The 13,679-nt window shown below is 39.2% G+C and carries 16 protein-coding genes and 1 tRNA gene; 14 read left to right on the forward strand and 3 right to left on the reverse strand.

Features of this window, described 5'->3' with window-relative positions:
- From AB1488_08905 to dapB, 10 genes are all read left to right on the forward strand, one after another.
- On the forward strand, positions 1-282 hold a 282-nt coding region (locus AB1488_08905), incomplete at its 5' end, for a hypothetical protein (GenBank protein MEW6410208.1).
- A 1-nt stretch (position 283) separates the two neighbouring features.
- Entirely contained in the window at positions 284-2,062 is a 1,779-nt protein-coding gene (locus AB1488_08910; protein ID MEW6410209.1) for a zinc ribbon domain-containing protein, read from the forward strand.
- A gap of 2 nt (positions 2,063-2,064) precedes the next feature.
- A complete protein-coding gene (locus AB1488_08915; GenBank protein ID MEW6410210.1) occupies positions 2,065-2,769 on the forward strand; it encodes a BsaWI family type II restriction enzyme in 705 nt (234 codons plus the stop codon).
- Complete coding sequence (locus AB1488_08920) at positions 2,747-3,463, forward strand: DNA methyltransferase (protein MEW6410211.1); 717 nt, start codon at positions 2,747-2,749, stop codon at positions 3,461-3,463. Before AB1488_08915 ends, AB1488_08920 begins: the two co-directional genes overlap by 23 nt.
- On the forward strand, positions 3,460-3,723 hold the full coding sequence (locus AB1488_08925; protein ID MEW6410212.1) for a hypothetical protein: 264 nt from the start codon (positions 3,460-3,462) through the stop codon (positions 3,721-3,723). Before AB1488_08920 ends, AB1488_08925 begins: the two co-directional genes overlap by 4 nt.
- A gap of 80 nt (positions 3,724-3,803) precedes the next feature.
- Positions 3,804-4,208 carry a HepT-like ribonuclease domain-containing protein gene (locus AB1488_08930; protein ID MEW6410213.1) on the forward strand — a complete coding sequence of 135 codons (405 nt, stop codon included), beginning with the start codon at positions 3,804-3,806 and terminating at the stop codon, positions 4,206-4,208.
- Positions 4,205-4,591, forward strand: coding sequence for a nucleotidyltransferase domain-containing protein (locus tag AB1488_08935; protein ID MEW6410214.1), 387 nt, complete (start codon positions 4,205-4,207; stop codon positions 4,589-4,591). Before AB1488_08930 ends, AB1488_08935 begins: the two co-directional genes overlap by 4 nt.
- Before the next feature lie 49 nt (positions 4,592-4,640).
- On the forward strand, positions 4,641-4,928 hold the full coding sequence (locus AB1488_08940) for a PilZ domain-containing protein (protein ID MEW6410215.1): 288 nt from the start codon (positions 4,641-4,643) through the stop codon (positions 4,926-4,928).
- A 39-nt stretch (positions 4,929-4,967) separates the two neighbouring features.
- Positions 4,968-5,840, forward strand: coding sequence for a 4-hydroxy-tetrahydrodipicolinate synthase (gene dapA / locus AB1488_08945; protein MEW6410216.1), 873 nt, complete (start codon positions 4,968-4,970; stop codon positions 5,838-5,840).
- Positions 5,841-5,854: 14 nt separating this feature from the next.
- Positions 5,855-6,658 carry a 4-hydroxy-tetrahydrodipicolinate reductase gene (gene dapB / locus AB1488_08950; GenBank protein MEW6410217.1) on the forward strand — a complete coding sequence of 268 codons (804 nt, stop codon included), beginning with the start codon at positions 5,855-5,857 and terminating at the stop codon, positions 6,656-6,658.
- Between the two features lie 78 nt (positions 6,659-6,736).
- Here dapB and AB1488_08955 read toward each other — a convergent pair whose 3' ends face one another.
- Positions 6,737-7,081 (reverse strand): cytochrome c3 family protein, encoded by a 345-nt coding sequence (locus tag AB1488_08955; protein ID MEW6410218.1) that lies wholly within the window; start codon positions 7,079-7,081, stop codon positions 6,737-6,739.
- A 207-nt stretch (positions 7,082-7,288) separates the two neighbouring features.
- Between AB1488_08955 and AB1488_08960 the strand changes: the two genes are divergently transcribed.
- The 4 genes from AB1488_08960 to AB1488_08975 all read left to right on the forward strand — a co-directional run bounded on the left by AB1488_08960 (position 7,289) and on the right by AB1488_08975 (position 9,742).
- A complete protein-coding gene (locus AB1488_08960) occupies positions 7,289-8,203 on the forward strand; it encodes a branched-chain amino acid transaminase (protein ID MEW6410219.1) in 915 nt (304 codons plus the stop codon).
- Positions 8,204-8,226: 23 nt separating this feature from the next.
- A tRNA-Leu gene (locus tag AB1488_08965) sits at positions 8,227-8,311 on the forward strand.
- Positions 8,312-8,357: 46 nt separating this feature from the next.
- Positions 8,358-9,107 (forward strand): outer membrane protein assembly factor BamD, encoded by a 750-nt coding sequence (locus tag AB1488_08970; protein ID MEW6410220.1) that lies wholly within the window; start codon positions 8,358-8,360, stop codon positions 9,105-9,107.
- The gene (locus AB1488_08975; GenBank protein ID MEW6410221.1) at positions 9,104-9,742 is read left to right on the forward strand and encodes a bifunctional precorrin-2 dehydrogenase/sirohydrochlorin ferrochelatase; all 639 of its coding nucleotides are present in this window, start codon (positions 9,104-9,106) and stop codon (positions 9,740-9,742) included. Before AB1488_08970 ends, AB1488_08975 begins: the two co-directional genes overlap by 4 nt.
- A 36-nt stretch (positions 9,743-9,778) precedes the next feature.
- Here the strand turns inward: AB1488_08975 and AB1488_08980 are convergent, their stop codons facing one another.
- Both AB1488_08980 and AB1488_08985 read right to left on the reverse strand, forming a co-directional pair.
- The gene (locus AB1488_08980) at positions 9,779-12,811 is read right to left on the reverse strand and encodes an ATP-dependent DNA helicase (protein ID MEW6410222.1); all 3,033 of its coding nucleotides are present in this window, start codon (positions 12,809-12,811) and stop codon (positions 9,779-9,781) included.
- 194 nt (positions 12,812-13,005) lie between these two features.
- Positions 13,006-13,371 (reverse strand): RNA-binding protein, encoded by a 366-nt coding sequence (locus AB1488_08985; GenBank protein ID MEW6410223.1) that lies wholly within the window; start codon positions 13,369-13,371, stop codon positions 13,006-13,008.
- Positions 13,372-13,679: the final 308 nt, after the last annotated feature.

Genomic DNA, 13,679 nt, shown 5'->3' on the forward strand with positions numbered 1-13,679 from the left:
AATAAACTAAAAAAAGAACTACATACGGAGGTAGAGAATACATACAAAGAACTATCTAAATACGTTCACGGAAGATTAGGAAAAATGCAAACACTCATAGCTTTTCCAGTTAATTATGATAAAAGTGCATTTTCGGAGTTTATGGAAGAATGGGAAAAGGTGATAGGATTGGGCAATACTATTTTGGCAGTGCGGTTTTTTAATGAGCTGAATGAAATAGATAAAGAAAAAAAAGAAGTGATATGTTCTATAATCAAAAAATTAGATATTTTAGAGGTATAAAATGCCAGGGATAAGTGAACAGCTTGCTATTAGAACTGAAAGTTTAACTAAAGAAGAGGTCAGAAAGTTTTTCGTAAAAGAACATGGTGAGTTCATAGCTCATTTACTTAATGGTGAGCAATATCTAGTAGAAGGAAGTAGGGGAGTAGGGAAAACCATGCTAATGCGATACGCCGAAATTGAGGCAGATAGACGTTTTCATTCAGAAAGAATCTTGGCTTCCTATATTTCTTTCGAAGATTCTCTGAAAATTGAACGATTAAAGATTACCAATGCTGCTGAATATAATCCATTCTTACAGTGGACGATGGCGAAAATCTTGAAAGCATTGCTTGATAAAGTATCGTTACTAAAAATTGATAGAGAAGAAAAGGAAAGAGTATCTTTGATAAGTAATTTAGGTAATGTATTCGGAACTAAATATGAGATTTCTAAATATAGAGACCTTCTCGAAGAGTACATAAATGTTATAGAAAGAGCGGGGTATAAAACGAGTGATGATATTAGAAAGGTGGCGTTGGGAAAATTGAATGTTAATACAGAAGACATGTTTAAAGCACTGAATAATCCAATTGTTTTTAAAAAGTTTTTAGAAAAGTTTTGTGAAGAAAATAACCTTCATAGGTTAATATTTCTTTTCGACGAAGCGGCTCACACGCTCTCTGAACAACAACAAGAAGAATTCTTTTCATTTATGAAAGGATTGCGTTCTCCTAAAATAGCCTGTAAAGCTGCAGTATATCCAGGAATATCTTCTTATGGAAAAGAGTTTGATTATGGTCATGATGCCAGAGTGCTCCGTATTGACAGAAAACCTGAAGACATAAAACCCTACATCAACTTTTTCAAAGAGATTCTAGAGAAGAGAATAAGCGAAGATAAGATATGGAGAGAACTAAATAAAGACCACGAAATATTAGAAGTAGTTATTATTGCTTGTTTTGGGAATCCGCGACATCTATTTTTATTAGTCGATGAGATAGGACAAATAGCACCAAAGAAAAAGGACTTACCTAAAATAATTAAAGGTTATGTAGAGCAGAACTTGTGGAAATATTATTTAGGCCTTGAGAAACGTCTGGAGCGATTTAAAATTCCAGTTGATACTGGATATAACTTTATTACAAGCTTAGTTATTTCTGACTTGAGAACACAAAATAATAAGTGGAGGAAAAAAGAAAAACCCGAATTATCAATTTATTTTGCTATTGAAAATGAGATTTTCGATGACTTAAAAGATATGATAGGTGTGCTAATTTATTCAGGGATACTTTCGGAACGGGGACAGCAAAGTATAGGACAGAATAAATATGGGAAAGTATATGCTGTAAATACTGCTATTTGTATGTCCGAAAATGTTTTAAAAGAAGATAAGTTAACAGGGGGAAATTTGCGGGGAGAAATAGAGAAGCTAAATAGACAACGAGTAAAGATTTATTATAAAGGGACACCAAAAATGACTGAAATAGTTAGCAACCTTGCTAAGGGAGTTATTTTGACGTGTCCTAATTGTGGAAAAGAAAGGAAAAAAGAATGGAAAATATGTCCATACTGTGCTCAGTCCTATCCTGAAGAAGAATCACTATATGAAAAGCTGCGTAAACACCCTGTGGATTATCTTCCTATTAGCGAACGATTAAAGAATCGAGTTAAAGAGAAATTTGAGACCATTGGACAGATTTTAGATGCTTCCGAAGACGAAGTAGATGAGATTTATTATGTAGGCACTGTCCGAGTAAAAATTATTAAGACAGCAGCAATTGAATACATGGCAGGATAATTATGAAGTTTAGAGACTTGGTTGATTTGTACGAAAAGAAGAAACGGGAGTTTGGAATTGATGCTTACAAACATATTTCCGAGTTGTTGCGCGAAGCAAAAGAAATTCATAAGAGAGATTGGTTTAAAAATCCGACGCCTCAAAAAGATCATGAGCAATCATGGAAAGGGTTTAAAGGTAATAACCTTGAGAAACTTATAGTTCATATTATAAAAGATGAAGTAGAAAGTTTAGGTTTAAAAATAGTAAAAGGAAGCAAATTAGACAGGACAAAACCTAAGAATCTCTCAGAAGAGTTAAGCAGAGTGAAGCGGGCAGTTTTGGTTAACTATGGGGAATGGGGCATGCACCTTCCAGATGCTGATATTATTATCTATGACCCCACGAATCTGAAAGTTATCGCCATACTGTCTAGTAAATCCACATTGCGCGAAAGAATAGCAGAGACAGGATATTGGAAAATAAAACTTTCTCAAGACCCTGTTACAAAAAATATTAAGGTTTTATTTATAACTCCCGATGAAGACGATACGTTAACTACAAAAAAGCCGACCAAAAAAGGTAGAGCTATAGTTGAAGTTGATACGGATGGAAGCTATGTAATGAGCGAGACTAAAGTAGAAGAGAGCGATAAGGTAAAAATGTTTGATAAATTCATAAGTGATTTACGAGAGTTTATAGATAATGAAAGAGGTAAAGAAAAGTAAGAAAATAGAGCCGATTTTTGAGTCAACTACTCTCTGGGATTTTCCAACTCAAAACTATGGTGATATGCCACATGGGGATAACAAGTTTAATGGGGTAACACCTGCATTCGTTATTTGGAATCTTCTTCAAAGATATACAAAGGAATGTGATTTAGTAGTTGACCCAATGTGTGGAAGTGGAACAACTATCGATGTAGCTAAAGAGTTAGGACGAAAGGTCATAGGCTATGACATCGCTCCTTATAGGCAGGATATAATTCAAAACGATGCTCGACATATACCACTTGAGCATGATTCAGTTGACTTTGTCTTTGTAGATTCGCCTTACTCAGACAATGTGAAGTACTCAGACCATCCAAGTTGCATCGGGAAAATATCTTGCGAAAGAGAGGAATTCTTTGATGAATTAGAGAAGGTAGCAAAAGAGATACACCGTATTTTAAAACATGGTAAAGTCATGGCATGGCTTATTGGAGACCACTGGAGGAAAAATACGGGGTATATTCCAGTTGGATTCAAGGTCTATAATATGCTTTGCAGACATTTTGAGCCTGTTGATGTTATTTGTGTTGTCAGGCGAAATCAGACATCTAATACTGGTATCTGGCACAAAAGGGCGAGAGAGTTTAATTTTTACCTTAGGGGATTTAAATACCTTTTTATTATGCAAAAACCAAATCGGGAGGAGCCATGAAACTACATTATGTAGAGATTGAAAATCCTGAAACCCAAGAAAGTATCATTGTTGATATGGAGGGACCTTATCACCCTAAAAACGAAAGAATTGGCGAGCAGATCTATGGAATAACTTTGTTAATAGACAATGTCCCATATCATTTTGAGAAATATATACCGACGAAAGAGGAAATAAGAAAATTTAAAATTGAGAACGAAGGACATATGTTATACTCAAAAGGTGGTTTTGTTTATCGGCTTGTGCCATTTGCTAAATAGGTGAATGGTATGGTGTCCCAAGTGCCATGCGTGGGGTGTCCATAATTTCTTATAAAAGGGTGAAAGTGCTATAATAGACCATGAATGAAGTGCTTTATAGAAAACTTGAAAGACTTAAAGAGGAAATCCATTATTTAGAAATAAATAAAACGAAATTTCTAAAGAATCTACAAACATCCATTGATATAAAAAAAATAACAGAACGTTCTATCTATCTCTGTACAGAAATTGTTCTCGATATTTCAGAGATGTCCATTGCTATTAAAGGACTTCCGAAGCCTTCTACCTACAGCGATTCCATATATAAACTTGGTGATTATAAGATTATTCCAAAGAGTTTTGCTCACAAGTTTATCTATATTGCTGGTTTGAGAAACTTCCTCGCCCACGACTACCAGATAGATACCACTCCCGATTTAAAAAGGTTTTTGAAATTAGGATTAAATGACATTAAAAGATTTATAAACTTTATAGAAAAACTATGATTAATAAAAAAGAAAAAATAACGAATATTCTTAAAAGAAATCCAGTCGTTGAATTTGCATATCTATTTGGTTCAAGGGTAAAAGGCATCTCAGACGAAAGGAGCGATTGGGATATTGCAATCTATTTCAAGAAAGACCCTATTAAACTTCCTCAATGGGCAATCTTTTACCTTGAGGCAGAGATATCAAAAGAGATAGGGAATGAAGTCCAGATTACAGCCTTGAACAATCTGGATTTACCTGTATTTTTATTTCAGATAATAAGCGATGGCTTACTTCTTATTGATAAGTATCCTGAGAAACGAATTTTATTTGAAACGGGAGTGCTCCGAAGATACCATGACTGGCAGTATTTTCTAAAAAGGCAAATGGCGTACAAATAAATTTGTTTATGCTTGATTTTGAAAGACTTAAAAGGGAGATTGAGCCATAATGGAAAAGAGAAGATATGAAAGAAAGCCAGCAAATTATGATATTGAGTATAGTGTAGTTGTTATGAATATAAGAGAACTCAAAAGGATAACCGCCAGAGGAATTATTGTTGATACTTCTTTAGGTGGATTTGGTTTAAAAACAGATTATCTCCTTGAACGGGGTCATGTAGTTACACTCAAAGATATGGACATTCCTGAGATTCTCAAATATCATGGTATTGTTCGGTGGAGCAATAAGATTAATGGTTCATACAGAGCTGGTTTGTCGTATAAATATGAAATTTAAAGATGTAAAATGATAATAGTTTATTAAAAGGAGGATGCCATGTTTAAAGGTTCAATGGTAGCGATAGTAACACCTTTTAGAAACGGGAAGATTGATGAAAAGGCACTCGGAGATTTAATTGAGTGGCACATAAAAGAAGGCACAGATGCCATAGTTCCCTGCGGGACAACAGGGGAGTCAGCAACACTTGATTATGATGAACACTACAGGGTTATAGAAGTCACGATAGAAGCAGTAAATAAGCGGGTTCCTGTGATTGCAGGCACAGGGGCAAACAGCACAGATGAAACGATAATGATGACCAAAAAGGCAAAGGAACTCGGTGCAGATGGTGCACTTCTTGTCGTCCCCTATTATAATAAACCGACACAGGAGGGATTATACCAGCATTACGAAAAGGTAGCAGAAGAGGTGAATATCCCTATAGTCCTTTATAATGTTCCCGGAAGGACAGGCCTTAATATGCTCCCTTCAACTGTGGCAAGGCTGTCAGAGATAGATAACATAGTCGGGATTAAAGAGGCGAGCGGTGATATGAAGCAGGTAAGCGAGGTTATTCGCCTCTCTGGAGATAGGATAAATGTCGTCTCTGGAGATGATTTTACCACATTTCCACTCCTTGCGCTCGGTGGAAAAGGTGTGATCTCTGTGACTGCTAATATCGCCCCTAAAGATGTTGCAACAATGATAGATGCCTGGGACAAAGGAAATATAGGTGAAGCAAGGGAGATGCACTACAAACTTGAGCCCCTCAATCAGGCAATGTTTTTCGAAACAAACCCGATTCCTGTAAAGACAGCACTCGGTTTAATGGGTAAATGTACCGATGAATTAAGACTCCCGCTCTGTGCGATGTCACAGGCAAACAGAGAAAGGCTTGCGAAGGTGATGAGGGATTATGGATTGATATAAATGGGGGTGGTATTATGATTAATGCGGTGGTTACTGGTGCAGCAGGTAGAATGGGTGGGAGGATAATAGCGTTGATGAGAGATAGTCAAGGATTAAGACTCTCTGGTGCTGTTGAGAAAGAAGGACATCATGCTATTGGAAAAGACGCAGGTGAAATTAATGGTATAGGGAAAATTGGAATTAACATCACCGATAGTCTGATAGATTGCTTAAAGGATGCAAATGTCATCATAGATTTTACAACTCCATCGTCAACACTTAAGGCTCTAAATGTCGCTTCAGGGAAAAAGATTCCAATGGTTATTGGAACAACAGGGTTCAATAGGGAGGAAATGGCAGAGGTAAAGTTGCTTGCAGGCAGGATACCATCTGTGATCGCCCCGAATATGAGTGTTGGAGTTAACCTGCTTCTAAAGGTGCTCTCAGATATCGCGAAGATTCTCGGTGATGATTATGATATAGAGATTGTCGAGGCTCACCACAGGTTAAAGAAGGATGCCCCAAGTGGGACAGCACTGAAGATGGCACAGGTGATAGCAGAGGCTCTCGGAAGGAATCTGGATGAAGTTGGAGTATATGCCAGAAAGGGTGTAATAGGTGAAAGGACAAAAAAAGAGATTGGTATCCAGACTCTCAGGGCGGGGGATATTGTTGGTGAACACACTGTTCTTTTTGGTGGACTTGGCGAAAGGATAGAAATAACCCACAGGGTATCAAGCCGTGACACATTTGCAAGAGGGGCGCTTAAGGCAGCCAGATGGGTTGCAGATAAAAACGCTGGTATCTATGATATGATGGATGTGCTGGGGTTGAAATAAAAAGGTAGACAACGGACTTTATGTCCGTTGATTCAGAAAGAATCAACGAGGATAAACCTCGTTGTCTACCTTGTAACATTATTGTTTCTTATGGCATTTAGCACAGTTTGGCGCCTCCTTTGTGCTGAAGGCTTTTGTGCCATTGTGACATGTGCCGCAGAACTTACCTTCATTCATATCCTTCATGGTCATCTTTGCAGAACCTTCCTTGCCAGGTCCTTTCATTGCAAAGATCTTTGGATGACAGTCATTGCACTTTAGACCTTTGTCGGCATGGGTTTTGCCATCGAGGATTACTTTACCTAAGGTTCCACCTTTGTATTCAATAGTCTTTCCAGGCGCAACTGCAAGTGCTGTTCCGATTGCAAGTGAGAGGGATATAAGTGCAATTACAAATAGAAGAACAGACCTTCTTAACATCATCTACACCTCCTTTCGAAAAGAGAAAATAAGTAAGGGCAAACTCGGTATGCTTAATACCATAATATCTCAATCTTTGTCAAGCACTTACATTCGATAGAGATTTGTCAGGGGACAATCAAAGGTGGACTAATGTGACAATCAAAAGTGAACTGAAAATTGAGAAAAGGAATTGACAATAGATATAGGGTTTGTTATATTTCCTTCTACATGATAGAGGAATCAAGAAAGATATGGATGGATGGAAAGTTCGTAGACTGGGCAGATGCAAATGTCCATATACTAACCCATACACTCCACTATGGACTTGGCGTCTTCGAGGGAATACGATGCTACAAAGCCAAAAAGGGTTCTGCTGTTTTCAAATTGAAAGAACATATAAGAAGGCTATTTTTATCAGCGCATATCTTTCAGATAGATATACCCTATACAGAGAAAGAAGTAGAGAAGGCAATTATTGAGACTGTGAGGATCAATGGTCTTGAAGAGTGTTACATCCGTCCCCTTGTCTATATAGGATATGGTGCGATGGGACTTTATCCCAGGGATAACCCAATAAGGGTAGCAATAGCAACATGGCCGTGGGGGACATATCTGGGGGATGAGGGAATAAAAAATGGAATAAGAGTCAAAGTCTCTTCTTTTGCCAGATACCATGTTAATACATCTATGAGCAGGGCTAAGGTCTGTGGTTATTATATTAATTCCCAGATGGCAAAAAAGGAAGCGATATTATCAGGATACGATGAGGCTTTATTACTCGATACAGATGGATATGTCTCTGAAGGGAGTGGCGAGAATATATTCATCGTCAGAAATGGTATCATTAAGACCACTCCATTAACATCAATCCTTGAGGGAATAACACGGGATAGCATCATAAATATAGCAAAAGACGAAAACTATGAGATTGTTGCCGAACGATTCACAAGAGACGAGGTATATATAGCGGATGAGGCATTCTTTACAGGAACAGCTGCAGAAGTAACACCGATAAAGGAAGTTGATGGAAGGATAATTGGAAATGGTAAACCAGGACCGATAACAAAGAATCTGCAAGAGATATTCTTTAATATCGTTACTGGAATGAATGATAGATACGCTGAATGGCTGACATATATATAGCGAATGCCGTTCCAAGTGCTATTGCCGAAGTGGTGGAACTGGTAGACACGCACGTTTGAGGGGCGTGTGGGGAAACCCATGGGGGTTCGAGTCCCCCCTTCGGCACCATTTAAAGACAGTGAAAAATGAAGAGTTAAGAGTGAGGGAGAGGACAATGATATTAAGGCTTTTAGCACTTACCATCGCCACAATATTTATCCTTTCATGTTCAACAACAAAGGAACATTCTGAGATACAATTTGACCCAAAAGCTCTGTTCACTGATGCGAGCAAAAAGATTCGGAAGGGTGAATATGAAGAAGCAAGGGAGGCACTGAAGAAGATACAGGAAAAGGATGTCGAAAAGAATTACGCCGTACTTACACAGATAAGACTTGCAGACAGTTATTATGATGAAGGCAGCTATGAAGAGGCTATTACTGAATATAAAAAGTTCCTTACGCTCTATCCATTTAATAAATATGCAACCTATGTTCAGTATCAGACAGCCATGTCATATTTCAGACAGATAGAAGGTGCGGACAGAAATGCGGTGGTGATTAAAAACGCAATCGCTGAATTCGAAAAATTGAAAAAACTCTATCCGAGAAATCCATATAAAGAAGAAATAGAAGAACGATTGAGAATTGCCAGAAATCTCGCATCAGAATATGAATTTTATGTAGGACATTTTTATTACAAGAAAGGCTCCTATAAAGCTGCAACAGGTCGTTTTGAAGTTCTTCTGAAGGAATATCCAAAATCTCCACGGGAGGCAGATGCACTTTATTATCTTGGACTCTCGTATAAAGAACTTGGGAATAAAGAAAAGGCATCTAATTCTTTCAGACTACTCCTTTCAGAATATCCCGACCACAGGAATGCCAGAGACGCAAAGAATATAATCACAAAACTCCAGAAATGAAGTATTATTCTATCCTTCTCGACCTGAAAGGTCGTAGTGCTGTTGTTGTTGGTGGTGGTTCTGTTGCCGAGAGAAAGGTTCTCTCCCTTATCGAATGTTCAGCGGATATCACAGTTATAAGTCCAGATGCAACCCCTGTGTTAAAAGAACTCTCAAAGCAGAAAAGGATTCGCCTACTCAAGAGAGACTTCACCACTGATGACCTCAACGGTGCCCTCATGGTAATAGCGGCTACATCTAATAGAAAGGTTAATACTGCTGTCTCTTATGAAGCAAAGAAGAGAGGCATACTTGTAAATGTAGTAGATGTACCTGAAGAATGTAGTTTCATAGTTCCCTCTGTTGTTCAACGAGGTGACCTTCTGATAGCCATATCCACCAGTGGAAAGAGTCCTGCGATGGCTAAAAAGATACGCGTGGAACTCGAATCCCTCTATGGCAAAGAATATGAACTATTTCTCAGTATGATGGGAGAGATAAGGGCTCGGGCAATGAAGGATATCAAAAATGAATCAAAAAGACAGGGGCTTTTCTCCTCACTTGTTTCATCAGACATTCTTAAACTTCTCAAAGAGGGCAAAGTTAAAGAAGCTGAAGAAGAGGCTGAGAGGATATACTACAGGATTAAGGGGTAAGGATTAAAGGATTGAACATGATTAAAGGAACAAGCCTTACTCCTTAATCCTTTCATTACATATTCCCTGATAGGCACAGTAACCACATGCCATATAGCTTGGCTTTGCATTAAATACCTTTGAACGAATCACCGATGATACATCTCTTATAATTTCGATTGTCGTCTCCATATCCTTCTCTGTCTTCTGTGTAACTCCAATAAGTCCACTCTCGATAAAGTGGAGCTCTAATCTATCTGGTATTTTCCTAAATCTCTCTCTGTAAGCAAGTGCATAGATCAAAAGCTGGAGACTCTCTTTAGCCTTCCTGTGCGCCTCTTTTTCTCTTACTACATCAGAGGTCTTATAGTCTATTATTACAACGCCGCCGCCGTCTTCATCTACCCTGTCCCACCGTCCTTTAACTACAGTGTTATCTATCTGGAATAGAAATTCCTTCTCAATATATGTGGGAATACTTCCTTTCTCCTCCTCACGATTATAAAACATCCTGAGTGCAGATTTGCCTGCTTCAAATCTCTGTTCTTCATGCTCCCTTGTGAGAAAACCTTCACTCCGCCATGACTTCTCAAAGACGGCAATCAGATCTTCTAATCTCATCTGTTCACCTTCTATCTTCCTCCTGTAGTATTCGCTTACCACATCGTGCATCGCCTTCCCATATATAACAGCATGGTGCTGCATTATCGGAACCCTGAGTATGTGGATATATTTATATTTCAATGGACATGTAAGATAATCGTCTATCTGATAATGACTCAATGTCATGGCTTCGACAGACTCAGCCTGAGCTTGTCGAAGGTCTCGATTCTTAAAGAAATTCGGTGCTGAGCCAGTCGAAGCAAACCGTTCAATCGCCTCGATGGCAGAGGTCTTGGAAATCTTTTTATCAACATCAGGTACATCAAGTGCCTCTCTCACAAATCTGCTTATTTTTTTTGCCCTTATGCCTCCATAGTCCCTTGCACCTGTAAAATATAACTCTTTTAATGCCCTCGTCATCCCCACATAGAATAGTCTTCTTTCCTCCTGGTAATGGAAATCACCTGAGGGGAGTGTGTCCTTTACAAGGGCATCAGGAAGTTCTATGGGGTCACTCTTTCTTTTAAGTGGAAATTTACCTTCTACCAGACTAACTATAAATACTACAGGGAACTCGAGCCCCTTTGCCTTATGCACCGTTATCACATTTACTGCATCGACATCAGGGTCTGCCTCAGCAGTTGCAGGGTCATCCCCTGCCTCTATAAGCAGATCAAGATATTTCACGAACTGTGTAACCCTCTCTGCTGGAGAAACAATTTCAAAATTCTTTATTATCTCAAAGAACCTGGCTATGTTCTGAATAGACTCCTCTGCCATAGGGGTAAGCATCTGACTTAATTGCTTTAGATAACCTGTCTCTGTGATAAATGAGTAAAGTAATTGACCTGGAGATAACTCCACAGATATTCTGTTGTATTTAATAATATCTTCTATAATCTTCTGGATCGCCGCCTTTCCTTCTATGGATATTGTCTCAGAGAGGTCGGGGAAATCGTTTAGACGCAGAAAGATATGGTGAAGCGTGTAGTTTATGCGGGATGCCTTATTCATACAAAGGGTAAGGTCGTATGAAGGCAATCTGTATATCTCAGATGATGCAAGATGATAAAGGCTTACGCTGTCAGAGAAATCAGAAATGGATTTCAGAAAAGATATCATGAGCCTCACCTCGGCCCGGCTGTAAAGCCCTCTGCTTCCAGAGAATCTGAATGGTATGCCTTTCATATTTAATGACCTCAAGAATGGGTCGGCATCGTTATTTGATCTGACCAGTATTGCAAAATCCCTGTATCTATATCCCTCCTCAGAGATCTTCTTTTCAATAATGGATACTACAGCATCAGACTCGCTTGTAAGTGTGTCGTAATAAAGGTGCTGCGGTGATGCAGTGTTGCGGTGCTGGACCGCGATAAGCCTTTTGTCTATCTGATTCCTTAACTCAAGCCTGTCGGGATTGTTAAATTGTATCAACCTGTAAGCTGCATCAAGGATATTCTGAGTTGACCTGTAATTTCTGATAAGAACAATCTGTTTTGTCTCAGGGTAGTATTCTTTGAATTTAAGGATGTTACTTATGGCTGCACCTCTGAATTTATAGATACTCTGGTCATCATCGCCAACGACTGTTATATTCCTGTGTCTCTCAGCAAGCAATCTCACAAGTTCAAACTGTGCATAGTTTGTATCCTGAAATTCATCCACGAGGATATACTTAAACCTCTCCTGATACTTTTTAAGAATGGCTGCCCTTCCCCTGAAAAGTTTCAGCACAAGATTGACCTGGTCTCCGAAATCTATAAATCCCTCTTTCGCCATAATTCCCTGATAATACCTGTAAAATTCTGCTACTTCCTTCTGTCTCAATGCCTCATCTAAAAGTTCGGAGCTCGGAGACTTCGTCGATGGTTCGACAGGCTCACCATGCTCGCAAAACTGGACACCCTGAGCCTGTCGAAGGGTCAGTCGAGACGTTTGGAGTTTGGGGTTCTCTGGTTGTGCGATTGCTGCCCTGTAAAGTGTGTCTGCATAGTGTAGATATTCTTCAGGGGTTACATCCTCATCCTTTGCCCGGCTTATTACCTTTAAAAGCGCCTGTAAATGCTTTGTGGGATCACCGAGTGGTCTAAAATAATTAAGTGGTAAGTTAAAAAGATGTCTTCTAAGAAATATCACCTGTTCGGGTTGAGAAAGCACCCTGAAGTCTGTAGAAAGCCCTATCTCTAATGCATGATCTCTGAGTATGCTGTCACCAAAGGCATGGAATGTCCCTATCCAGACATCATTGTATCCATAAGGAAGGAATATATCAACCCGTTCCTCCATCTCTGTTGCCGCCTTCTCGGTGAATGTAAGTGCAAGTATTTCTTCTGGGTTTGCCTTTTTAGTGGTGATAAGATGGACGATACGGTATGTTATTACCCTTGTCTTACCCGTTCCAGCACCCGCAATTATAAGGAGCGGACCATCACCGTGTTCTACCGCCCCTCGCTGTTCTAAATTTAATTCTTCAAGATACTCCTGCATTCCATCATTACTGTCCTATGTTTTTTCCTTTCTGACGTATATATCCCTTCTTCCCCTTCTTAGTCCCATGTGGTTTGGTAGGCTTTGGAATGGGAATGCGTACCTTTGGTTTTACCTTCTTTAGTGCCACGCTCTATTATAATACCAAAAGATTATCCACATAAAACAATAACAATCAGTGGTAGTGTAAACTCTTATCTCCACCTACCCAATTCTCTTCTCTTTCCAAAAGACTTTCTCTGCTTTCCTGTCCCACCTGTTCTGCCTCTATCGGCCTGAGGCCGAGCCTCATTGACGACGATGCTCCTGCCCATGAGTGTCGTGCCGTTAAGAGCGGTGATAGCCTTCTCGGCATCCTCATCAGAAGTCATCTCGACGAATCCAAACCCCTTTGAGCGACCTGTCGCGTCCGTGATTATCTTCACCGACAGAACTTCTCCGATTGTTGCAAATACCTCTCTCAGGGAATCTTCATCAGCCTGGTACGGAAAATTCCCTACATAGATTTTTTTTGACATCTTCCTTTCTCCTTTCTCCTTCTTGTAAAGTGCGCGAAGCACACTGTAATTTTATTTCCGCTTCAAAATCATAAGTCATGCATTATGGTTGAAGTGAGAGAGGTAATGTCATAGTAAAACCGCGTATCGCTGGATATTGTGCAGTTTTGATATAACAAAATGCTCTGTTCGCTTCTGAAAAAAGTATCGCATTATTGTGCAGCAAAAGTCAAGCCCCTTGTCCTGAAAAATGGGACGGGAGGCTGTCCCAAAATGGTGGCATGAAATCTGCATATTATTTTGTAGTTTTTTGAAAGGAGGCAGGTGCATGTCATTTAAAGAATATAATCAAGATCAACCATTTCTCTTAC

The organism is Nitrospirota bacterium (assembly GCA_040756155.1).
Classification (GTDB): Bacteria; Nitrospirota; Thermodesulfovibrionia; order JACRGW01; family JBFLZU01; genus JBFLZU01.

What these genes read in the sequence shown, in the direction of transcription:
- AB1488_08910 (MEW6410209.1), top strand. Translation starts at nt 284, where the DNA reads ATGCCAGGGATAAGTGAACAGCTTGCTATTAGAACTGAAAGTTTAACT.
- AB1488_08915 (MEW6410210.1), top strand. Translation starts at nt 2,065, where the DNA reads ATGAAGTTTAGAGACTTGGTTGATTTGTACGAAAAGAAGAAACGGGAG.
- AB1488_08920 (MEW6410211.1), top strand. Translation starts at nt 2,747, where the DNA reads ATGAAAGAGGTAAAGAAAAGTAAGAAAATAGAGCCGATTTTTGAGTCA.
- AB1488_08925 (MEW6410212.1), top strand. Translation starts at nt 3,460, where the DNA reads ATGAAACTACATTATGTAGAGATTGAAAATCCTGAAACCCAAGAAAGT.
- AB1488_08930 (MEW6410213.1), top strand. Translation starts at nt 3,804, where the DNA reads ATGAATGAAGTGCTTTATAGAAAACTTGAAAGACTTAAAGAGGAAATC.
- AB1488_08935 (MEW6410214.1), top strand. Translation starts at nt 4,205, where the DNA reads ATGATTAATAAAAAAGAAAAAATAACGAATATTCTTAAAAGAAATCCA.
- AB1488_08940 (MEW6410215.1), top strand. Translation starts at nt 4,641, where the DNA reads ATGGAAAAGAGAAGATATGAAAGAAAGCCAGCAAATTATGATATTGAG.
- dapA (MEW6410216.1), top strand. Translation starts at nt 4,968, where the DNA reads ATGTTTAAAGGTTCAATGGTAGCGATAGTAACACCTTTTAGAAACGGG.
- dapB (MEW6410217.1), top strand. Translation starts at nt 5,855, where the DNA reads ATGATTAATGCGGTGGTTACTGGTGCAGCAGGTAGAATGGGTGGGAGG.
- AB1488_08955 (MEW6410218.1), bottom strand. Translation starts at nt 7,081, where the DNA reads ATGATGTTAAGAAGGTCTGTTCTTCTATTTGTAATTGCACTTATATCC.
- AB1488_08960 (MEW6410219.1), top strand. Translation starts at nt 7,289, where the DNA reads ATGATAGAGGAATCAAGAAAGATATGGATGGATGGAAAGTTCGTAGAC.
- AB1488_08970 (MEW6410220.1), top strand. Translation starts at nt 8,358, where the DNA reads ATGATATTAAGGCTTTTAGCACTTACCATCGCCACAATATTTATCCTT.
- AB1488_08975 (MEW6410221.1), top strand. Translation starts at nt 9,104, where the DNA reads ATGAAGTATTATTCTATCCTTCTCGACCTGAAAGGTCGTAGTGCTGTT.
- AB1488_08980 (MEW6410222.1), bottom strand. Translation starts at nt 12,811, where the DNA reads ATGCAGGAGTATCTTGAAGAATTAAATTTAGAACAGCGAGGGGCGGTA.